19 protein-coding genes and 2 riboswitches are annotated in these 21,550 nt (G+C 55.3%); of the genes, 17 read left to right on the plus strand and 2 right to left on the minus strand.

Annotated features, from left to right (window positions below; genetic code table 11):
- The first annotated feature begins 8 nt into the window (after positions 1-8).
- From M0651_RS10275 to M0651_RS10310, 8 genes are all read left to right on the plus strand, one after another.
- Positions 9-929 carry a carbohydrate ABC transporter permease gene (locus tag M0651_RS10275; protein ID WP_372490923.1) on the plus strand — a complete coding sequence of 307 codons (921 nt, stop codon included), beginning with the start codon at positions 9-11 and terminating at the stop codon, positions 927-929.
- A gap of 47 nt (positions 930-976) precedes the next feature.
- Positions 977-2,599: an extracellular solute-binding protein gene (locus tag M0651_RS10280; RefSeq protein ID WP_248551657.1), complete on the plus strand. Its 1,623-nt coding sequence runs from the start codon at positions 977-979 to the stop codon at positions 2,597-2,599.
- A 157-nt stretch (positions 2,600-2,756) separates the two neighbouring features.
- The gene (locus M0651_RS10285) at positions 2,757-3,686 is read left to right on the plus strand and encodes a glycoside hydrolase family 43 protein (protein ID WP_248551658.1); all 930 of its coding nucleotides are present in this window, start codon (positions 2,757-2,759) and stop codon (positions 3,684-3,686) included.
- 32 nt (positions 3,687-3,718) lie between these two features.
- A complete protein-coding gene (locus M0651_RS10290) occupies positions 3,719-4,423 on the plus strand; it encodes a DinB family protein (RefSeq protein WP_248551659.1) in 705 nt (234 codons plus the stop codon).
- A gap of 11 nt (positions 4,424-4,434) precedes the next feature.
- The gene (locus M0651_RS10295; RefSeq protein ID WP_248551660.1) at positions 4,435-5,043 is read left to right on the plus strand and encodes a class I SAM-dependent methyltransferase; all 609 of its coding nucleotides are present in this window, start codon (positions 4,435-4,437) and stop codon (positions 5,041-5,043) included.
- Between the two features lie 15 nt (positions 5,044-5,058).
- The gene (locus tag M0651_RS10300; RefSeq protein ID WP_248551661.1) at positions 5,059-5,637 is read left to right on the plus strand and encodes a DUF4269 domain-containing protein; all 579 of its coding nucleotides are present in this window, start codon (positions 5,059-5,061) and stop codon (positions 5,635-5,637) included.
- Positions 5,634-5,969 carry a cupin domain-containing protein gene (locus tag M0651_RS10305; RefSeq protein ID WP_248551662.1) on the plus strand — a complete coding sequence of 112 codons (336 nt, stop codon included), beginning with the start codon at positions 5,634-5,636 and terminating at the stop codon, positions 5,967-5,969. Before M0651_RS10300 ends, M0651_RS10305 begins: the two co-directional genes overlap by 4 nt.
- Positions 5,970-6,015: 46 nt before the next feature.
- On the plus strand, positions 6,016-6,801 hold the full coding sequence (locus M0651_RS10310; RefSeq protein ID WP_248551663.1) for a nucleotidyltransferase domain-containing protein: 786 nt from the start codon (positions 6,016-6,018) through the stop codon (positions 6,799-6,801).
- Between the two features lie 16 nt (positions 6,802-6,817).
- On the opposite strand, the gene M0651_RS10315 is transcribed toward M0651_RS10310, so the two are convergent.
- Entirely contained in the window at positions 6,818-7,498 is a 681-nt protein-coding gene (locus M0651_RS10315; protein WP_248551664.1) for an MBL fold metallo-hydrolase, read from the minus strand.
- Between the two features lie 259 nt (positions 7,499-7,757).
- Positions 7,758-7,937, plus strand: a riboswitch (cyclic di-AMP (ydaO/yuaA leader).
- A 108-nt stretch (positions 7,938-8,045) separates the two neighbouring features.
- Positions 8,046-8,208: riboswitch (cyclic di-AMP (ydaO/yuaA leader) on the plus strand.
- 113 nt (positions 8,209-8,321) lie between these two features.
- On the opposite strand from M0651_RS10315, the gene M0651_RS10320 reads away from it, so the two are divergent.
- The 8 genes from M0651_RS10320 to M0651_RS10355 all read left to right on the plus strand — a co-directional run bounded on the left by M0651_RS10320 (position 8,322) and on the right by M0651_RS10355 (position 19,163).
- The gene (locus M0651_RS10320; RefSeq protein WP_248551665.1) at positions 8,322-8,723 is read left to right on the plus strand and encodes a DUF4218 domain-containing protein; all 402 of its coding nucleotides are present in this window, start codon (positions 8,322-8,324) and stop codon (positions 8,721-8,723) included.
- Between the two features lie 125 nt (positions 8,724-8,848).
- Positions 8,849-8,926 (plus strand): K(+)-transporting ATPase subunit F, encoded by a 78-nt coding sequence (kdpF, locus tag M0651_RS24295; protein WP_372490927.1) that lies wholly within the window; start codon positions 8,849-8,851, stop codon positions 8,924-8,926.
- 31 nt (positions 8,927-8,957) lie between these two features.
- Positions 8,958-10,628, plus strand: coding sequence for a potassium-transporting ATPase subunit KdpA (kdpA, locus tag M0651_RS10330; protein WP_248551692.1), 1,671 nt, complete (start codon positions 8,958-8,960; stop codon positions 10,626-10,628).
- A gap of 28 nt (positions 10,629-10,656) precedes the next feature.
- Positions 10,657-12,684: a potassium-transporting ATPase subunit KdpB gene (gene kdpB, locus M0651_RS10335; RefSeq protein WP_248551667.1), complete on the plus strand. Its 2,028-nt coding sequence runs from the start codon at positions 10,657-10,659 to the stop codon at positions 12,682-12,684.
- Between the two features lie 24 nt (positions 12,685-12,708).
- Complete coding sequence (gene kdpC, locus M0651_RS10340; protein ID WP_248551668.1) at positions 12,709-13,278, plus strand: potassium-transporting ATPase subunit KdpC; 570 nt, start codon at positions 12,709-12,711, stop codon at positions 13,276-13,278.
- A 70-nt stretch (positions 13,279-13,348) separates the two neighbouring features.
- Positions 13,349-15,706, plus strand: coding sequence for a histidine kinase (locus M0651_RS10345; RefSeq protein WP_248551669.1), 2,358 nt, complete (start codon positions 13,349-13,351; stop codon positions 15,704-15,706).
- 85 nt (positions 15,707-15,791) lie between these two features.
- Complete coding sequence (locus M0651_RS10350; RefSeq protein ID WP_282577852.1) at positions 15,792-16,313, plus strand: YfiT family bacillithiol transferase; 522 nt, start codon at positions 15,792-15,794, stop codon at positions 16,311-16,313.
- Between the two features lie 204 nt (positions 16,314-16,517).
- Positions 16,518-19,163, plus strand: a complete 2,646-nt coding sequence (locus M0651_RS10355; RefSeq protein WP_248551670.1) for a carbohydrate-binding protein — start codon at positions 16,518-16,520, stop codon at positions 19,161-19,163.
- Positions 19,164-19,210: 47 nt separating this feature from the next.
- Here M0651_RS10355 and M0651_RS10360 read toward each other — a convergent pair whose 3' ends face one another.
- Positions 19,211-20,290, minus strand: coding sequence for a permease (locus tag M0651_RS10360; RefSeq protein ID WP_248551671.1), 1,080 nt, complete (start codon positions 20,288-20,290; stop codon positions 19,211-19,213).
- A 197-nt stretch (positions 20,291-20,487) separates the two neighbouring features.
- Here M0651_RS10360 and selD point away from each other — a divergent pair, with 197 nt between their 5' ends.
- Positions 20,488-21,540, plus strand: coding sequence for a selenide, water dikinase SelD (gene selD / locus M0651_RS10365; RefSeq protein ID WP_248551672.1), 1,053 nt, complete (start codon positions 20,488-20,490; stop codon positions 21,538-21,540).
- The last annotated feature ends 10 nt before the right edge of the window (positions 21,541-21,550 follow it).

A 21,550-nucleotide genomic window follows, 5' to 3' on the forward strand; every position in this document is an offset into this window, starting at 1 on the left:
AGATGGAGATGGACACAGCCAATCCGGTAGCTAGCGCGGCCGCGCAGCCGATCAACAACCGCTCGTCCGACAAAGTGATGGAAGTGCTGCTTTACGTTTTTGCCGCCATGTTTCTGATCGTCTTGATGTATCCGCTTTACTTTATCGTCATCGCTTCCTTCAGCGATCCGTCGGCGGTGGCGAACGGGCAGGTATGGTTCGTTCCCAAGGGGTTTACCCTGGACGGCTACAAAGAGCTGTTCAAGCACGAAAACATTTGGATCGGGTACCGAAACACGATATTGTATACGGTAGCGGGCACGGCCATCGGCCTGGTCGTCAACGTGTCGGCGGCGTACGCGCTGTCGCGGAAGGATCTCGTCGGAAGGAAGTTCCTTTCCTTGTTTTTCATCTTTACGATGTTTTTCAGCGGCGGACTCATCCCGACCTTTTTGACGATCCGGGATTTCCATCTGTACGATACGTTTCTGGTCATGGTCCTCCCATTTTCCGTGATCGTGTACGATATCATCGTCGCTCGAACGTTTTTTCAATCGAGCATTCCCGAGGACCTGTGGGAGGCGGCGCAAATCGACGGTTGCGGCAACCTCCGTTATTTCGCCCAAATCGTGCTGCCCCTGTCCAAGGCGATCATCGCGGTGCTGGGGCTTTGGATCGCCGTCGGTTACTGGAACTCTTATTTCAATGCTTTGATCTATCTGAAAAATCCGGACCTGCATCCCCTGCAGCTCGTGTTGCGCAACATCCTGATCACCAATCAGATGCAGTCGGGCATGGGGACCGGCGAAGCGGCGCAAATCGCGCTCCGGCTCGCCAATCTGATGCGGTACTCCGTCATCATTATCGCGACCGTTCCGATCATGTGCGTGTATCCCTTCCTGCAAAAATACTTCAATCAGGGGGTGATGATCGGCGCGGTCAAGAGCTAGTCCGTTACGCATAAGCAGGATAAAAACAATGAATGGGGGATCTTTCGATGAGCAAACAAGCCGGCAAATTCGCGGCGAAAAAATGGACGGCGCTGGTACTCGCTGGCGCGCTTGCCTTTGGGCTGGCGGGCTGCGGCGGGGATAATTCTTCCGCGGGTTCAGGGAACCCGGCACCAAGCGAAACGAGCAACTTCAATAAGGAAGGACTGCCGATCGTGAACGAACCGGTGACCCTCAAAGTGCTGACCATGCGCTGGGGAAACATGGGCGATACGTTTACCCAAAACCAATGGTTAAAGGATTTGGAGACGAACACGAACGTCAAAATCGAATGGCAGGTCGTGTCCTCCAACGATTGGGGCGAGCAGAAATCGATCATGCTGGCCAGCGGCACGCTGCCGGACATCATTCTGGGCGACCAGACCTTTTCCGATTCCGATATCGTTAATAACCTGAGTTACTTCCGTCCGCTCGACGATTACATCGATCCATACATGCCGAACCTCAAAGCCGCCATGGCCGAAACGCCGGATCTGAAGAAGATCAGCACGTTCCCGGACGGCAAAATCTACTCCTTGCCGACCCGGCTGCCGTCGCGACCGAAAACGAAAAACCAGCCGGTCATCAACAAAGCATGGCTCGATCAATTGGGGCTCCAAGTGCCGGACACGGTCGACGATCTTTACAACGTATTGAAAGCGTTTAAGGAGCAGGATCCGAACGGCAACGGGAAAGCGGACGAAATTCCGTATACCGAAACCGGACTGGCGCCGGATTTCCTGAATCCGTTCGGCATTACCGACATCAACGCCAATAACATGCTGGTGAAAGACGGGAAACCGGTGTACTATCCAATCAGCGAAGAGTACAAGGAAGGCTTAAAATTCGCCAACAAGCTGTATGCGGAAGGCCTGATCGACAAAGAGCTGTTCACCCAGGATGCGACGATGACATCGGCGAAACAGCAAAACGCGGATGCCCCGATCGTCGGGTTCACGAACCAATGGACGCCGGATGCGGTGTTCGGCAAATGGAGCGATCAGTATGCCGCTATTCCGCCGATCGCCGGTCCCGACGGGAAGCGCTACAATCCGGGGAATCCGAACGGCATGAGCTTTAACCGCAATGAGCTTTTGATTACGACGTCCTGCAAATATCCGGAAGTGGCCGCCCGCTGGGCCGACCAGTTCTATACCAACGAAGCGAGCATCCAGAACTTCTGGGGCGCGATCGGCACGGTCATTCAGAAGAACGACGATGGCACCTACACCTTGATGGATCCGCCGGCCGGAACCAGCGCGGACGCGTGGTACTGGGAGCAATCGCTGCGGGACTTCGGACCGAAATACGTCAGCCCTTCCTTCGAGAAAAGCATCGTGCTGAACCCGAAAGCCGGGGACGGCCTGAAGCTGGAGATCGACAAAATGGGCAGCGAATACGTGACCACGCCATTCCCGAACGTCATGTATACGGCCGAGGAGTTCCAGGAGCTCCCGACCTTGACGACGGACATCGATACCTATGTGGCGACGATGCGCGCCCAGTGGGTAACGAAAGGCGGCATTGACGAAGGCTGGGACGCTTACGTGAAGAAGCTGAACGACATGGGCCTGGAGAAGCTGATGAAAATCCGCACCGACGCCTATGACCGTTATATGAGTGTGAAATAAACCGAATTAATGCCTGCGGAAACCGCCCTGCAAATGAATATGCAGGGCGGTTTTGTTTTCCCAGCGGAATAAACGGGCCTGATGCAGGTATGGATGCCCGCGGCGGAGAATAAAGCATTAGATATGCGCTGATGCCATAAGGAGAAGGAGGAACCCCATGAACGAAGAGCGGATCAACCAATCGGGCAATCCCTTGTTTCCGGGCTGGTATGCGGACCCGGAAGCGAGGATTTTTCAGGATCGGTATTGGATTTACCCGACGTATTCAGCCCCATACGAGATGCAAACGTTTTTTGATGCGTTCTATTCTACGGATTTGACGGAGTGGACGAAGGCGGAGCGCATCCTGAAGATGGAAGACATCACTTGGGCGAGCAAAGCGTTATGGGCTCCGTCGCCGGTGGAGCGAAACGGGAAATTCTATTATTACTTTGCCGCGAACGACATCCAGAGCGACGACGAGCTTGGCGGGATCGGCGTGGCCGTTGCCGACCAGCCGGAAGGGCCGTTTCGAGACGCCATTGGCAAGCCGTTGATCGATCGGTTTCATTTTGGCGCACAGCCTATCGATCCCCATGTGTTTCTTGATGATGACGGGTGTGCCTACCTCTACTACGGGGGCTGGGGACATTGTAATGTGGCGAAATTATCCGAGGATATGGTGCATCTGGATACTTTTGCAGACGGAACTATGTTCAAGGAGATCACCCCGGAGCATTATATTGAAGGACCGTGCATGTTCAAGCGTCATGGCGTCTACTATTTCATGTGGTCCGAGGGAGGATGGACCGGGCCGGACTATTCCGTGGCCTATGCCATGTCGGATTCGCCGGTGGGACCGTTCCAGAGGGTCGGAAAGATTCTGCAGCAGGATCCGGATATCGCCACCGGTGCCGGCCACCACGGATTCCTGCAAATACCGGACAGCGACGAGTGGTACATCGTTTACCATCGCCGGCCGCTAAGCGAAACGGATGCGAATCATCGCGTGGTTTGCATGGACCGGATGTTGTTTGAAGAGGACGGGCGAATCCAGCCGGTGCAGATGACCCATGAAGGCGTCGCGGCCAGACCGCTGAGGCGCTAGCCGCAATGACGGGAAAGGAGGGAGCATGATTGATGCAGTTGGCGGAAAGAAAGCTGTGGAATGCCAATCATCAGCGGTTAACCGCTCTTATGCAGAATCCAAAAGGGCACGAGCAAGCGGTGGAGTTGTTTCTCAGCCAACATGCCTGGTTGTATGTCTCGAAGATGGCGGACGCGGGTTCGGCCAACAAGCTGAACACGCTGGAAGACGAACTGCTGGATGGGGTCAGGGAGGAGACGCTTCGCCAGTATCCCGTGAAGGCGCCTGACACGAAAAACTCGATTCTTTGGCATTTATGGCATATCGCCCGCATTGAGGACATGACGATGAACGTGCTGATTGCAGGGCGTGAGCAGATTTTTGAGGAGGGAGATTGGCTGGCCAAGTTAAGGCTCGCATGCCCCCATACGGGTAACGGCATGACGGAGGAGGAAGCGGCCGAGTTGAGTACCGGGATCGACATTGAAGCCTTGCTGGACTATCGGATCGAAGTAGGCCGGCGCACCCGGGAGATCGTCCGGAGCATGGAGCCCGCGGATATGAAGCGCAAAGTGCCGGCGGCGGGAATCGAAAAGCTTCGTGCCCAAAGGGCGGTGAAGCCGGAAGCCGAATGGCTGCTGGAGTATTGGAGTAAGAAGACGTTGGCCGGATTGATTCTGATGCCGGCGACCCGGCATAATTTCCTGCACTTGAACAAGGCGATTCGGATCAAACAAAGGCTCCAAAAGCAAGGTTAAGGGGGGATTGGATGGATAAGCAGAAGTTGGTTCGTATCTTCGACAAGCAAGCCAATCAATATGATCGCCGTACGGAAAATCCGGCCCAAAGCCGGTGGCGTCAGCAACTGTTGAGCCATGCTCGGGGGCATGTTCTGGAGTTGGCCGTTGGGGCAGGTGCGAACTTCCCCTTCTATCCTTTAGGTGTGCAGGTTACGGCGATCGATTTCAGCCCGGCCATGCTGGAGAAAGCCGAGCGTAGGGCCAAGCATTTGCATGTGAATGCGGAATTCATGTGCACAGATATGGAGAATGCGGATTTTGCCGATCAGTCGTTTGATACAGTGGTTTCCACGTTGTCGTTCTGCAGCTATGAGCGGCCGCTGGAGCTGATGGAGAAACTCCGTCGCTGGTGCAAGCCGGAGGGCGAAATCCTGCTGTTGGAGCATGGTATCAGCTCTCGCCGTCTGGTCGCAGTACTGCAGAAGTCGCTGGATCCTTTGTTATATCGGGCTTACGGCTGTCATCATACGCGGGAGATCCGGCAATTGGCCGAACAGGCTGGACTAAACGTCCTTGCAGCGGAAAGCTACTGGATGGATATGGTCCAATTGATTCGGGCGAAGCCGGGAAGTGTCTAGATAGGAGGCCAGACCATGACCATCGACTTCTTCGACCTGACTTATTTGCGTCAAGGCAATGTCCGACAGCAACAGGCTTACGAAGTGATGGAGGAGCTTCAAATCGTGGGCAAGCTGGATTCCTACCATCCGGTCTTAGCCGGAACGATTCCCTTGGATCTCGATTTGCCTGAAAGCGATTTGGATATCATCTGCGAGGTTTGTGACGCCAAGAGGTTTGAGCAGGAACTGGAGCTTCATTTTGGAGCATGCCCGAATTACATCTGCTCCAGCAAAACCGTGGGCGGTCTCCTACGTACGGTTGCGAATTTTACATATCGGGGATTGGCGTTCGAAGTTTTTGGTCAGCCGAAGCCGGTGACGGAGCAAAACGCCTACAGGCATATGGTGATCGAGCACCGGATGCTGGAGATGGGAGGGGCCGGAACCCGCGACGCCATCCGTAAGCTAAAGGCAGGGGGGCTGAAGACGGAACCGGCTTTCGGCGAGCTTTTTCGAATCGACGGTGACCCTTATGAGGCGCTGCTGGGCATGTACGATTGGGAGGATGCGCGGCTGCGCCAGTTTATTGAAGAAAGGATCGGAACGAAATGATCAGCAAACAGAACGCGGAGCATTATGTTTGGGGCGAAAATTGCGATGGCTGGCGGTTGGTGGACCGGGAGGAATGCAGCATTATTCATGAGAAAATGCCTCCGGATAGCCGGGAAGTCCGGCATTTCCACGAAAAGGCGGAGCAGTTTTTCTTCGTTTTGTCCGGCTGCCTGCATATCGAATTGGACGGGACCGAACACGAGCTTCATCTGCATGAAGGGATCGAGATCCCGCCGAATATTCCGCACCAGGCCATGAACCGTTCAGCCGGCCCGGTAGAGTTTGTTGTCATTTCCCGCCCGAATACGCGGGGGGACCGGGTGCTGGTTTGAATGGATGCACCGACTGTTTTTTTATCCAAGGAAGGGGAGAAAGGAAATGTACGCACATCATGCCGAATCGATCGAGAAACTAAAGGCCAAGCTGGCGGTCCGGGAGGACATTCTGGCCTTGCTGGTTTCCGGTTCGATTGCCCACGGATTCGCGAAACCGTCCTCGGATGTAGACGTGATGATCGTGGTGTCCGAGGAGGACTATGCCCGGCGAGTAAGCACGGGGGAGACGACGTATTGGGAAAACGAATCGACGGACTATGAATCCGGTTACGTGGACGGGAAATATATCTCTTGCGGGTTTATGAGGCAGGTGGCCGAAAAAGGGAGCGAGCCGGCGCGGTTTGCGTTCGAAGGGGCGATCCTTGTCTTTTCGAAAATCGCAGGATTGGAAGAACTGCTGGCGAATATCGTTCGGTACCCGACAGAACGAAAGCGGGAGAATATCGCCCGTTTCCTGGCCCAGCTTGAAGCGTGGAAATGGTATTCCGCCGAAGCCTTCAAGCACGACAACCTCTACCTGCTGCGGCATGCCGTCAATAACTTGGTTTTGTTCGGCGGAAGATTGATCCTGGCGCATAATGAAATGCTCTATCCTTACCACAAATGGTTTCTTAACGTCCTGGAAAAAGCGCCCGATCGGCCCGAAGGCTTCCTGCCTTTGATCGAACGAATGCTGCAAGTACCCACGGCCGAGCATATCGAAGCGTTTTACCAGTCGGTCCGCACGTTCGCCGATTGGGGCGAGGACGGACGAAGCTGGCCGTCGCGTTTCATGGAAGACAGCGAATTAAACTGGCTGAACGGCTTTACGCCGGTGGGTGATATTTAACGGTACAACGGATCGCCTATTTTCCTGCCGCGATCTCTTTCAGCCGTTCTTTGACCGGCCCGGTACATACGCCGCCATGGTAGGTAATTACCGTTTCCACATCCAGGGCGGCCAATTTTTCAACCGACTGAAGGGCCAGGGCGTAATCCGGCGTGAACTTCGCTTCGGGCGGCTGTAGCGTCCCGCCGCTCGAGACGAGCGCGTCCCCGCTGATCAACGTTTTGCTGGAAGGATGATACAAGCTGATATGGTCGGGCGTATGTCCGGGGGTGAACACCACCAGCAACCCCCCGCCAAACGGCAGCTCGTCGCCGTCGCGAAGCGCCCGATCCACCTTGACCGGTTCGGCGGTAACTCCGCTCTTGATCAGCGGGATTTCGCCGGCCAGGTAAGGAATCCCCGCTTCGTGGGCCAACACTTCCAACTTCCCCGCTTTCGCCCGGATCAGTTCCGGCATGCTCCCAATATGGTCCCTGTCCTGATGCGTGATGATCACGTGCGTCAGCTGTTCCAGGGAAAACCCCGCTTGCTCCAACGCTTCGCGGATCACGTCCAATTGACCGGGAACCCCGGTGTCGATGAGGACGAGATGACCAGTACCCCATAACAAAGCCGCATGGACCGCCATCTGACTCCCATTCGGCAAGTTCAAGTTTAGCGGCAGCGGCATCAGGCCGGATGCGTAAGTTTGTTCCATGCAATCTCCTCCTCGTTGTTCAATCTTAGCTTTATCTGCGCAAAATCGTAGCAGAGAATGGGTCGAAGGACAAGTCCTATCCCGATTTCAAGTAAGGGTCTGCGGAAGAGGTAATTGCAGAGAAAGGCGTTTTTCATCCCTTGAAAACGCTAATTCCGACGAAATTATCTCGTTTTTTAACTCAAATCTGCATGCGGGCCGGCTTTACAAAGAACTGGCGCAAGCGTAATATTCGACTCATGAAATGATTCCAATAAAACAATCTGTATCGCTTAATTTCCGAACAGGAAAACGGGGGACCCAACGACCGGTGCCGATGTGAGAGTCGGCGGAACGGTCCGGGGTGAATCCCTTGCGGCTAGTGCTTGCCGCAAGGGTAGGGCGACTCTCACCGCCCGAATCCGACAGCTAACCTCGTCAGCGTAGGGAGAGAGGATGATGGACTTGTGATGGCGAGCCGCAGGGATATCCTCTGTGGTTTTCTTATGCCTGTTCATGAAAGGAAAGAAAGTTTTACATTAACAATTTAGAAGAAAACTAACAATCCATTCGCATAACACTGAATCCTTCCGATACGAAGGAACGGGGGACCCAAACGGGCGGAAATCACGCCCACGGGGCGAATCCTGGCAGTCACTGACTTGTCCAGGTAGGGCGACTCTCGCGCCCGAGCCCGGCAGCTAACCTCGTAAGTGTGTTCGAGAGAGGTAACCTTAAAGCGCGATTCCCTAAGCATAGATTACATGCTGGAAGCCCGCGAAGATTCCCTCTTCCCAGGCTTCTTTTTTGATGCCTAATTTCTGAATCAGGAGGAACACAAGAAATGGGTACGAACGAATACGCGCTTGTGACGTTTCCGAATCCATTGGCTGTAGATTTCATCAGAACGTTGAAATACCGCGACATTCCGTTTGCGCTTATGGTCAACAATGATAGAAGCCGCCAGGAGGCGATAGACCGTGGGATAGAGCACGTCATTTTGGTAGATACTACGAAGCGCAAAAACAAGGCGGTACCTGAAATCTCCATCGGGCCGGTGTATATCTTCGAAGAATCCCTGACTCTGACTTGCCGATACCTGCAATTATGCCGCACGTGGACTTCGAAGCCCGTTTATGTCATTACGCAAAAGAGGCATCCCAGCGCGGTTTATACAAAGCTTGGAGCCAACTATGTGATTTATACGAAGGGGAAAGACGTATCATTCATTCTGCAAAAGGAGTAAAGGAGGATCCGATCGACGATGACAGATATTCTAATGATCGGCTTGATTATCGTTATGGCTTGCATGATGGCAGGTCTGGCATCTTGGGCTTCCAAAGTGATTTCGGAGGGTGGAGATCAGCGATGATGTGGGGACTAGGCATCTTAATCGTGGCCGTGTTTATTTATTTGGGTTATGCGCTGCTAAACCCGGAAAAGTTTTAACATTTGCCTTTCGGAGGGATAAGTCGTGACAATCTATAGTTGGGTCGCCATACTCGTAACTTTGGGCCTTGCGGTTCTCATCGCCAAACCGGCCGGTCTGTATTTGGCTAAGGCGTTTGATTACGAGAAAAACGGTCTGGACCGGTGGTTCGGACCCGTCGAAAGAGTGATATTCCATGCAAGCGGCATCCGTCAGGGGAACCAAACCTGGAAGATGTATGCTTTATCCGCGGTGCTGAGTAATTTGGCGATGATGTTGATCGTCTATTTGATTTTTCGGCTGCAAGGGTTCCTGCCGCTGAATCCGAGCGGGGTTTCAAACATGGAGCCGACGCTGGCCTTCAATACGGTGGTTGCCTTCATGACCAATACGGATCTGCAGCATTACAGCGGGGAAAGCGGACTGTCCTATTTTTCACAGATGATCGGGATCGTATTCATGATGTTCACCTCAACGGCGACCGGGGTCGCCGCGGCTATGGCTTTTATTCGCGGCTTGGCCGGCAAACCGATCGGCAATTTCTTCGTGGATCTGGTTCGTGCGATCACCCGGGTTTTGCTGCCGATGTCGTTCGTTTCCGCTTTAATATTCGCAGCGTTGGGGGTTCCGCAAACCCTGGCATCTTCTGCGATCGCCCACACCCTGCAGGGGACCGAGCAACAAATCGCCCGGGGGCCGATTGCCTCGTTTTTATCGATTAAGCAGTTCGGCAATAACGGCGGCGGATTTGTGGGCGTAAACTCGGCCCATCCATTTGAAAATCCGGGCGGATTCAGCAACATGCTGCAAATTTTATTGATGATGTTGATCGGGACTTCCCTTCCTTTCGCGTACGGGAAAATGGTCGGGAATGCCAAACAAGGCCGAGTATTGTTCGTATCGATGCTGATGATGTTCATCGTCATGCTTGGCGTATTGCTTTCGGCCGAAAGCGCCGGCAATCCGGCATTTCACGCCCTTGGCATCGGGCATGACCAAGTCAGCATGGAGGGCAAGGAAGTTCGTTTTGGCATGGCCCAGTCGGCCTTGTTCGCGACGGTCACGACGGCGACGGAGACGGGGGCGGTGAATACGATGCACGATACGCTGACGCCGATCGGCGGGATGGTTCCGCTGGCGAACATGATGCTGAACACGGTCTTCGGCGGAGCGGGCGTCGGTATCATGAACGTGCTGATGTATGCGATGATTGCGGTGTTCTTGTCCGGTCTGATGGTCGGGCGGACGCCGGAGTTCCTTGGCAAGAAGCTGGAAGGCAAAGAAATGAAGCTGATCGCCGTCAATTTGCTGGTTACTCCGTTCCTGATATTGGCACCAACCGCTCTGGCCTTGTTGGCTTACCCGGATACGATATCCAATCCCGGGTTCCACGGCTTAACACAAGCGATTTATGAGTTTACTTCGTCCGCGAACAATAACGGCTCGGGTTTCGAAGGGCTTGGCGACAATACGCCATTCTGGAACATCGCCACGGGCGTCGTGATGTTCTTGGGGCGCTATTTCTCGATCGTCGTCTTGCTGGCAGTGGCGGGTTCCTTGGCCGCCAAGAAACCGGTACCCGTAACAAGCGGGACGTTCCGAACGGATACGGCCCTGTTCGGCGGCGTCTTTCTCATCATTGTAATTCTCGTCGGCGCCTTGACCTACTTCCCGGCCATCGTGCTGGGACCGGTCGCCGAGCATCTCACATTACGGCCATAGGTTGAATGAAAGAAGGAGTGGAACGGGCATGCGTAACAAGAAAACGATGTTATCTCCTAAGATCGTCAAAAATGCGGTCAAAGAGTCGTTTATGAAGCTGGACCCAAGGTTGATGATCCGTAATCCGATCATGTTCGTGGTCGAAATCGGATTTCTCATCACGTTACTACTGATATTTATGCCCGATGCTTTCGGTGGTGGGGTGTCTCGCGGGTTCAATGTGACGGTATCGTTGATCCTGCTCGTGACCGTGCTGTTCGCGAATTTCGCGGAAGCCCTCGCAGAAGGCCGCGGCAAGGCACAAGCGGATTCGCTCAAGAAAACGAAGAAAGAGATTATGGCCAATAAACTCGTTGGCCAACAAGTGAAACAGGTTCCCTCGACCGAGCTGCGTAAAGGAGACCTCGTCATCGTTTCCCAGGGCGAAATGATTCCGGGGGACGGCGAAGTGGTAGAGGGACTGGCTTCCGTCGACGAGTCCGCCATCACCGGCGAATCGGCGCCCGTGATTAAGGAAGCCGGCGGAGACTTCAGTTCCGTGACCGGCGGCACGAAGGTGATCAGCGATCAAATCAAGGTGAAGATCTCCAGTGACCCCGGCGAATCCTTCCTTGACCGGATGATCTCGTTGGTCGAAGGGGCGAAACGCCAAAAGACGCCGAACGAAATCGCTCTGAATACCGTCTTGATTAGCTTGACCTTGATCTTTCTGATCGTGGTGGTCACGTTGCCGTTTTTCGGAAATTACCTGGATATCCGGATCGAAGTCCCGGTGTTAATCGCCTTGCTGGTTTGCTTGATTCCAACGACCATCGGCGGCCTGCTGTCGGCGATCGGGATTGCCGGAATGGACCGAGTAACGCAATTCAACGTCCTGGCGATGTCCGGGAAAGCCGTCGAAGCGGCCGGGGATATCAATACGATTATATTGGATAAAACCGGGACGATCACGTTTGGGAACCGGATGGCCAGCGAATTCGTGCCGGTTGGCGGTGCGGGCTTGGCGGATGTCTCCGCCTGGGCCGCGATCAGTTCCGTCAAGGATGATACGCCGGAAGGGCGCTCGGTGTTGGAATTGATGAGAAAACAAGGCTTGAGCTATGACGCTGCCCTTGCGGATGGCGGGGAGTTCATCGAATTCAAGGCGGAAACCCGGATGAGCGGCATCGACTTGCGAGACGGCCGGAAGGTCCGCAAAGGGGCGGTAGATGCCGTGAAGAAATGGGTCATCGCCCAAGGCGGGGAAATTCCCGCCGATCTGGATCCAGGCAGCGATGCGATTGCGACGGCGGGCGGTACCCCGCTGGCGGTAGCGGTCGATCATCGCGTCTTCGGGTTAATTTATTTGAAGGATACCGTGAAACCCGGGATGCGGGAGCGGTTCGAACAGATGCGGGAAATGGGAATCAAAACGATCATGTGTACGGGCGATAACCCGCTGACGGCAGCTACGATCGCGCGGGAGGCCGGGGTAGACGACTATATCGCGGAGAGCAAGCCGGAGGATAAGATCGCCGTCATCCGCAAAGAGCAAGCCGAAGGCAAACTCGTGGCCATGACGGGCGACGGAACGAACGACGCGCCGGCGTTGGCACAAGCGGATGTCGGGATCGCCATGAACAGCGGCACCGTAGCCGCGAAGGAAGCGGCCAATATGGTCGATCTGGACTCCGACCCGTCGAAGATTATCGAGGTTGTGTCGATCGGCAAACAGCTGCTGATGACCCGCGGTGCTCTAACCACGTTCAGCATCGCCAACGACGTGGCCAAGTATTTTGCGATTATCCCGGCCATGTTCATGCTGGCGATTCCGGAGATGGGAGTTCTCAACGTCATGCGGCTGGGTTCTCCCGATTCGGCGATCATTTCGGCGTTAATTTTTAACGCGATCATCATTCCGCTGCTGATACCGCTCGCTATGAAAGGGATTGCTTACAAGCCGATGAGTTCCTCCAAGCTGCTGGCGCGCAACCTGTTCATTTACGGGGTGGGCGGCGTGATAGCTCCATTCGCGGGGATTAAAATCATCGATTTGTTTGTCCACTTATGGATTTGATATTTCTTGAAGGGATGGTAAGCCATGCGAACGATTTGGATGATGCTGCGCGCCAGCGTAGTGTTGATGGCGCTAATCTTGCTGTATCAGTTGGCGGTGCTGGGGATCGCCCAAGCCGCAATGCCGGATAAGGCGAATGGAAGCCTGATATATAATGAAAGTCATGAAGTCGTCGGCTCGCGGCTGATCGGCCAAAGCTTTACGGATCCCTCGTTTTTTCACGGTCGGGTATCCAGTATTGAATATGATGCGGGGGCTTCGGGAACGCCGAACTATGCGCCTTCCAATCCGGATTTGCTTCAGCGATTGGCGGACACGGCGGAAGCATGGAAGCGGGAAAATCCGAACGTGCCGGTGAACGAGCTGCCGATCGACTTGATCACAAACTCCGGTTCTGGCCTTGATCCTGAGATCAGCCCGGATGCGGCCCGGGTGCAGATTCCACGGGTCAGCGAGGCCACGGGAATTTCTGCGGAGGAACTGGAACGGATGATCCGCGACCATACCCGGGGGCGCGATCTCGGGTTTCTGGGCGAACCGGGAGTGAACGTCTTACAGCTCAATATCGAGGTTCAGCAAAGAACTGCGCAATAACCAATTCCCTGCTTGAAAAGCGATTTTCAAGCAGGGCTCTTGCGTTTTGCGGTGGGGAGGCGTTGCCATTGTGCAAAGTTTTAAACGAAAATCGCCCGAAGAAATCCTAAAGTCGATTTACGAGCTGCATCGGGGGCGCTTGAAGGTGTACGTTGGGGCGGTCAACGGATCGGGGAAAACGTACCACATGCTGAGGGAAGGACAAATGCTGAAGTCGGAGGGCATCGACGTGGTCTTATGCGCCGTATCGACGCTGCAAAGGCCGGAGACGGTGGAGCAATTGGCCGGGTTGGAGCGGATTCCCAGCATTCACTGGAAGCAGGATGGCATAGAGAAAAAGGATTTGAATCTAGACGCTTTGGTTCGTCGCAATCCGGAAGTGGTGCTGGTAGACGGGCTGGCGCATGCGAACCGCGAAGGAGCGCCGTTTCCGACGCGTTTAGAGGATATTCATTATTTGCTTGGCCACGGCATCAGCGTCATTACGACGGTGAATATTTATGAGCTTCGCGGGATGACGGAGCTGGTACAGAAGCTCGTCGGCATCGAAGTTAAAGATACCGTGCCGGAGGGGACGCTGGAGTTAGCCGACGAGGTGCGGTTGATTGACGTGTCCCCGGAAACGCTGCTCCAGCGGCTCGCCGCCGGCCATTTGCGCAACATTCCGGACAAAGCGGTGTTCAATCGCGGAAATCTCGGCGTCCTGCGCGAGCTGGCCCTGCGCTGGATGGCCGAAGGCGTCAACGATACGCTGGAGAAACACCGCGAGGAGCAGGGCTTGATCGGGGCGGCGGGCGTGGCGGAACGGATTCTGGTGTCGGCCCAATATCATTGGAACGGATCGATCTACGTGCGGAGGGGACAACAAATTGCGAGACGGTTAAACGGCGACCTGCTCGTCGTCACGTTCGTGAACCCCCGTCGCAAACTGTCGCCGGAAGCTACGACCTTCAAACGCTCGTTGACGCAGTTGTCGGAGAAGGTGGGAGCCGAATTTGCCGAAATCTCCCTCCCCTCCAGAAGGATGCTGCCGAGGGCTCTGGTTCGTTATGCCCTGGAACACCGAGTTACCCGGATCGTGTTGGGCCACTCCAAGCAAACCTGGTTGCAGGAATTATGGCAAGGCTCGATCGTGGGGGATATTCTGAAGCAAACGAAAAACGTGGACATTTTCGTAGTGGCAGATCGGGCCGAGACCGAAGGGGAACGCATCCTTCCGGCGAAAACCCGCGAGGAACACGGGGCGGCCGAACCGTATCGCCGGTTGAGCGAAGCGGAAGTGGAGCAACAAATCGGCCGGATTCGCCGAGGCAGGTTCAAGGTTTACATCGGGGCCGCCCCCGGCGTAGGCAAGACGTATACGATGCTTCGGGAAGGCAACGATCTGCGCAAAAAAGGGATCGACGTACGCATCGGCCTGCTCGAAACCCACGGGCGTGACGAAACCGCGGCCCAGGTCGGCTCATTGCCGTCGTTCCCCCGCGCTGTCCTTGATTATCGCGGAACCAAGCTGGAAGAGATGGATACGGCGGCTATCCTTGCCGGGAATCCGGAGGTCGTGCTGGTCGACGAGCTTGCACATACGAACATGCCCGGTAGTAAGCATAAGAAGCGATATGAAGACGTCTTGGAAATTTTGGAGGCAGGCATTTCGGTGATCTCGACCATGAACGTGCAGCATCTCGAAAGCCTGAACGACGCGGTCGAACAGATCACCGGCGTTCGGGTCCGGGAAACCGTGCCCGATTTCATCCTTCGCCAGGCCGATGAAGTCGAACTGATCGACGTTGCCCCCAAAGCTTTGCAGCAACGGATGCGGGAAGGCAAAATCTACGCGATGGACAAAGTGGACCAGGCGCTCGGGAATTTTTTCAAAACCGGCAATCTGATCGCTTTACGCGAACTCGCGCTTAGGGAACTTGCCGACGAAGTCGACGAGCGGCTGGAATCCTGGCAGCGCCGCAGCCCGCTGCGGGGAGGCGCAAACCGGGAAGAAGTGATCTTCGTAGGCGTTACGTTAAGCTCCGGTGCGGAGCGTTTAGTCCGGCGCGGCTTCCGAATTGCCTATCGGCTGAAGGCAAATTGGCATGTTTTTTACCGGCATAACGGGAGTGGACTCACGCCGCTGGAACAGGAACGGCTTCAGGCGCTTGAGAAGCTTACCCGCCGGCTGGGCGGAACCTTCGAGATGCAGAAGGGGCCCCGTACGCGAAAGCTTGGGGAAGCGCTTGTCCGCAGGGCGGACGAACTCGGAAGCACGCAATTGATCCTTGGCCAATCGGGAAGAACCCGGTGGCAGCGGTTGTGGAGGGGGGAAGTGATCGCGCCGTTGCTCCGGCAGGCAAGGCATATGGACATCTTGGTCGTTGCCGATTTCGATCCTTCGGCCCAAATCAAAAAGGATGTGCTTCCCTTCTCTACGGAATAGGATATCGACAAGGTGATCCGGATCAGGTATAAATGAATCAACGAGAAAGTGGTCATTCATTCCTGAACAGGAGGCGATCCTAGCAATGGACCCTAGATATCCGATAGGCAAGTATGCATTCGAAGGCGAGATCACCGCGGCGCAGCGGGAGCAGTGGATACGTGAAATCGAGACGCTGCCGGCGAAACTAAGGCAGGCCGTAGCCGGTTTGAGCGAAGATCAACTGAACCTGCCCTACCGCGAGGGAGGCTGGACCTTACGTCAGGTCGTGCACCATCTGGCTGACAGCCATATCAATGCCTACACCCGGTTTAAACTGGCGTTAACCGAAGAGACGCCGACGATCCGGCCTTACTTCGAAGACCGTTGGGCGACGCTGGCAGATTACGAGGGAGAAATCGAGGTTTCGCTGCTATTGCTCGAAGCGCTGCACCGTCGCTGGACCAACCTGTTGAAATCGCTGGGCGACGCAGATTATGAGCGCAAGTTCCATCACCCCGAATCGGGCGAGACGACCCGCTTGGCCTATACCCTCGGCAATTATGCCTGGCACGGAAATCATCATCTTGCGCATATCACCGCCTTAAGAACGAAGCTGGATCTTTAGTTCCGGCTTTATCGACGACGCAACAGCCCGAAAGTCCCAAGAAGGACCTCGGGCTGTTTTTTTGCGTTCCAGGGAGCTTTGCGGAATTGGAAAAGAACTTTAATTTCAGCTATAAATCGGCATTTTGAGTTATAGAAAGAAAGCGCTGTCTATTTTAACATGGGGTTCGTAATCGATACTTTACGACGAAAGGATGGATGATCTGTGAAGGCTGACACGGCGAAAAGGTGGAATTTGAAAGCAGTGTTGCGATACGCGCTGATCGCGATATTGGCTTGTTCGATGACCGGAGGCGCGGAGGTCGCCCCGATGCGGGCTGCCGCCGGGGAGACAAACGCGCAAGAAGGAGGCGCGGTTTACTCGTTTGAGGCGGAGGCGCCGGCGAACTCCTATTCCGGTAAAGCCGGGCCGGTCTCGTACGACACCTGCTCCGGCGGGGCTAAGGTAGGCAATCTCTACCAAGGATCGGCCATGCAGTTTCATGACGTCCGCGTAGCGGAAGCCGGCGTATACAAACTGAGCCTGTCCTATATTTCTGGGGACACCCGCTCGTTCATGATCAGCGTCAATGGCGGAGAGCGGGAGCGGTTCACGCCGCCGGCGACGAAGGATTGGAATGCCGTCGGCATTTTCGATTTCGAAGTTCGTTTGCAGGCGGGCGCCAATACGTTGTCTTTCGACGATGATGGAGGGTATGCTCCGGATTTGGACAAGATCAGCTTGACCTTCGTATCCTCCTCGGACCCGGGAACGAGCCCGGGGGATGGCGAAGATCTGGAGCTTGGCGCACCGGTAAACACGGAGAAATATGGACCGATCGCCGTGACCCGGCACGAGAAAGGATTAAGCATTTCGAGCGGCAGTTTGAAGCTGCAATACAACACGGAAACCGGGTTGTCGGCTTATATCTGGAAAGCGAGCGGGGAAGAAGCGAAGATCCAAGGGGCTTACAGCTCCCTGCAGCTCGATCAATATTTAACCAGCAAGGATTACGCAAGACACGAATTTAAGATGGAAGAGGTAGAGCGGTTCCAGGACCGGGGCGGCAAAGGGATTAAGGTGACGGTGAGCAACCGGCAGGACGGACTGCCGACCCTGAAGCAAATTTACTATATTTATGAGCAGAAGGATTACCTGCTTACCCAGGTCGTCGCGGAGCAAGCCACGCCGATGGCCACGAACTATATCGCTCCGCTCATCGTGGATCGACGAGGCGGGGTGGACCTCGGCCAGTACGGCGACAACCGGGTGCTGGTGACCCCGTTCGATAACGATGCGTGGTCGCGGTACTTGTCCAAGACGATCAATACGGACTTGAACAATCAAAATTACGAGAGCTCGGAACTGACGGCGATCTACGACAACGACAGCCGCCGCGGTTTTGTGATTGGTTCGGTCAGCCACGATACGTGGAAAACAGGCATATATTGGAGCGGTTCGAACGACCGGTTGAATAAGCTGAACGTTTACGGCGGATTCTCCTCCCTGGCCTCCACGCACGATTCGTTGCCTCATGCCAAGGTCGGCGGGACGACGGTTGCCTCGCCGAAGGTGTTTGTCGGTTATTTCGCCGACTATCGGGACGGGTTAGAGACATACGGGCGGGCGAATGCCTCGGAGGCGCCGCCGCTTGCCTTCGGCCCCGGCGTACCGCAAGGAGTTCCGGTCGGCTGGAACAGCTGGGGAGCCGTCAGCAGCCATTTAACCTACGACAAAGCGGTCGAGACCTCCGATTACTTTAAGGCCAATCTGCAAGGGAAGTCATTTGACAACGGCGGCCAGCTTTATATCAACCTCGATTCCTACTGGGACAACATGAATGACGAACAATTGGGTCAACTGGTCGAACATATCAAGGCGAACGGTCAAAAAGCCGGCATTTATTACGGCCCCTTCGTCTTCTGGGGCGATAATTTAAGCCAACCGGTGGAAGGGACGGACGGAAAGTACACCTATGGCGACATCGTGCTGCGCGATGCGCAAGGGAATCCGTTGCCGAAGCTGGACGGCGCCTACGCCGTCGATCCGACCCATCCGGGCACGAAGCAGCGGATCGACTTTTACGTGAATCGGTTTAAGGAGCATGGATTTGAGTATATTAAGCTGGATTTCCTGAGCCATGGCTCACTGGAAGGTCAGCACTACAATCCGCAAGCTACTACGGGGATTCAGGCTTACAATGAAGGCATGGCATACATCGTGGATGCGCTGGACGGTTCGATGTTCATCAGCGCTTCGATCGCTCCGTTGTTCCCGAGCCAATACGCGCATAGCCGGCGGATCTCCTGCGACGTGGACGGTTCGCCGGGCAGCACCGAATACCAACTGAACAACTTGACCTATGGCTGGTGGCAGAACGGCACGATCTACCGCTACACCGATCCGGACTACATGACGTTGGCCAAGGGCGGCTCACTGCTCGGCGCGCAAACCCGCGTGAACGCGGCGGCGATTTCCGGCACCGTGTTCCTGAACTCGGATGATGTCGGTGACCCGGCCGCCCGTGAATACATGGAGAAACTGCTAATTAACCCGGCCGTCAACGCGGTGGCCAAGAAAGGGCAGGCGTTCCGCCCAATCGAAGGCAATACGGGGACCGCAGCGGCGGATGCCTTTATCCTGAAGGATGGCGGCGTGTATTATCTCGCCTTGTTTAATTTCACGAACGAGCCGGTAGAACGCACGATTTCATTCGAGCGGGCTGCGATGGACAACAAAGGCCATTCCGGCTTCCGCGTGACGGATCTGTGGACCGGGGAGGAGACGCGGGCGAAAACCCAACTGCATGCCCGGCTGCAAGGGGCCGAGTCCAAACTGTATAAGCTCGTTCCCGTTGCGGGGGGCGATTAAAATAAATAGATCAAGGGAGCCGTGATCCACGGCTCCCTTGATCTATTTTACAGCACCCAAGCGCCTACGACCCCGGCGATGACACCGAGGATGACCACCGAGGCGAACACGAATCCCAGCACCTTGCGCGGGAAAGAGCGCGTCACCATCAGCAAGGACGGCAGGCTAATGGCTGGCAGCGTAAGCAGCAAGGCAACAGCCGGTCCAGCGCCGAGTCCAAGCGCGGTGAACGACTGGATAATCGGAATTTCCGCCGCCGTCGGGATCACGAACAACGTGCCGACGAGGGCGAATAGCAGAATGGCCAGGATGCCGCCGCCCAGTTCCACCGGGAACAAGACGCCTTGGAAAGCACCGAGCAGCAGGACAGATAACAGATACGCCGGTACGACGTTCAGGATCATCATCCCGAGGCTTTTCAGCCAGCGCAGGGCAAACGGTCCCTCCTCCTTCAGATCGGCTACGGCCTCCGCTTGTTCCATTTCCGCCGGAGCGGGAACTTGCTGGCCCTTAGCTAGCCGGTTGGCGAAATAACTGACGCCAAACGTCAGTGCGATGCCAAAGACGAGACGAAGCAAGGTGAACTTCCAGGATAACACGAAGGTCATGAAAATCAGCGTTGCCGGGTTCAGCACCGGATTGCCAAGCCAGAAAGCCAGGCTGGCGCCAACGGACACGTTGCGTTTACGCAGGCCTGCGGCGATCGGCGCCGCGCAGCAGGTGCACATCATCCCCGGCAAGGAGACGAGGCCGCCGACAAAAGTGCTCTTAAACCGGCTGCTGCCGAGAACTTTATATAACCACTGAGCGGGTAGAAGAACCTGTACGAGCGAACCTAGTAAAATGCCTAGTACGGCAGCCTTCCATACCGATTTGAAATAGGCGGCCGCATAATCGAGCGCCGCACTCCACGAAATCGGACCGGAAGCATCCGCTGCAAGGATCGAAGAGCCGATCGAATGCTCGGTGACGGCTTTGAACGCTTTTCCGTAATAAGGCCACCACTTGACATAACTTAAGCCGGCGATGGCTATGATGAGGAACAGAATGATAAATATCGCAGTTCTGCCTTTATGAAATCCATGCGGCTGTTGCTGCGGGTAGTTGCCACTTGATGACGAAACCATATGTTTTGTTTCCCTCCACGAACGTTTAGATTTGAACTAGAGCACGAAATATAGTATACCATACGATGGCAAGCGAACTATATCGCATCCGTGCTCCAGCAGGAGCCAGGCGGTTGCCTTTTATACCGGAACTGGAGTACGCTTGAATATAGAAGAAAGATTCCTATTAAGGATGTAGGGAAGGATTGTGATCAATCATGTCTACCGCTGAACCTGTAAAATTAACGTCCCTGTCCAGCAAAGGGGGCTGCGGCTGCAAAATCGGCCCGGCCGACCTGATGCAGGTCATTCGGAGCCTCCCGCCGACGGTGCCGAATCCCGATTTGTTGGTGGGTCTTGATACAAGTGATGATGCCGGGGTTTACCGGTTAAACGATGAACTGGCGCTGGTGCAAACCGTTGATTTCTTTACGCCGATTGTCGACGATCCATATTCGTTCGGGCAAATCGCCGCGGCGAACGCGCTCAGCGATATTTACGCGATGGGCGGCAAGCCGCTCACGGTGCTGAACATCGTGGCTTTTCCCATTTCAACGTTGGATAAAAGCATTCTGGCCGACATCCTGCGCGGCGCAGGGGACAAGGTTCGGGAGGCAGGGGCGACTCTGGTAGGCGGCCATTCCATCGACGACAAGGAGCCCAAATTCGGCTTAGCTGTCACGGGGCTCGTGCACCCGAACAAGGTTAGGACAAATGCCGGGGCGAAGCCGGGGGACAAGCTGATCCTGACGAAACCGATCGGCGTCGGCATTATGACCACCTCGATCAAGAAGGATCAGTTGACTGCGGAAGAGACAGAGCGCGTCACCACGGTCATGGCTACGCTGAACAAGACGGCCGCTGAAGTGATGGAGCCGTATGACGTGCACGCTTGTACAGACGTGACCGGCTTTGGCTTGATGGGCCATGCTCTGGAAATGGCCAAGGGCAGCGGCACCGGGATTATGATCTCACAGGGCAGCGTACCCGTGCTCCCGCGTGTGCGCGAATTGGCGGAGCAAGGGTTTGTCCCTGGGGGCACCAAAAACAATTATGCCCACGTGGAAGCGGACATCACGTTCCCGGATTTGTTGGACCAGACCGGCCGTTATATTTTGTGCGATGCGGTTACGTCCGGTGGTTTGCTGATTTCGGTGAACCCGGACCAAAGCGAGCAGCTGCTGGCCGAACTGCAGAAAGCTGGCGTCGAGGCAAGCCTGATCGGTAAGGTCACCGAGGAAAACGCGGGTCGCATCGTGGTGGAAGCGTAGGAAGGGGTTT

The organism is Paenibacillus mellifer, from assembly GCF_023195895.1.
Lineage (GTDB): Bacteria > Bacillota > Bacilli > Paenibacillales > Paenibacillaceae > Fontibacillus > Fontibacillus mellifer.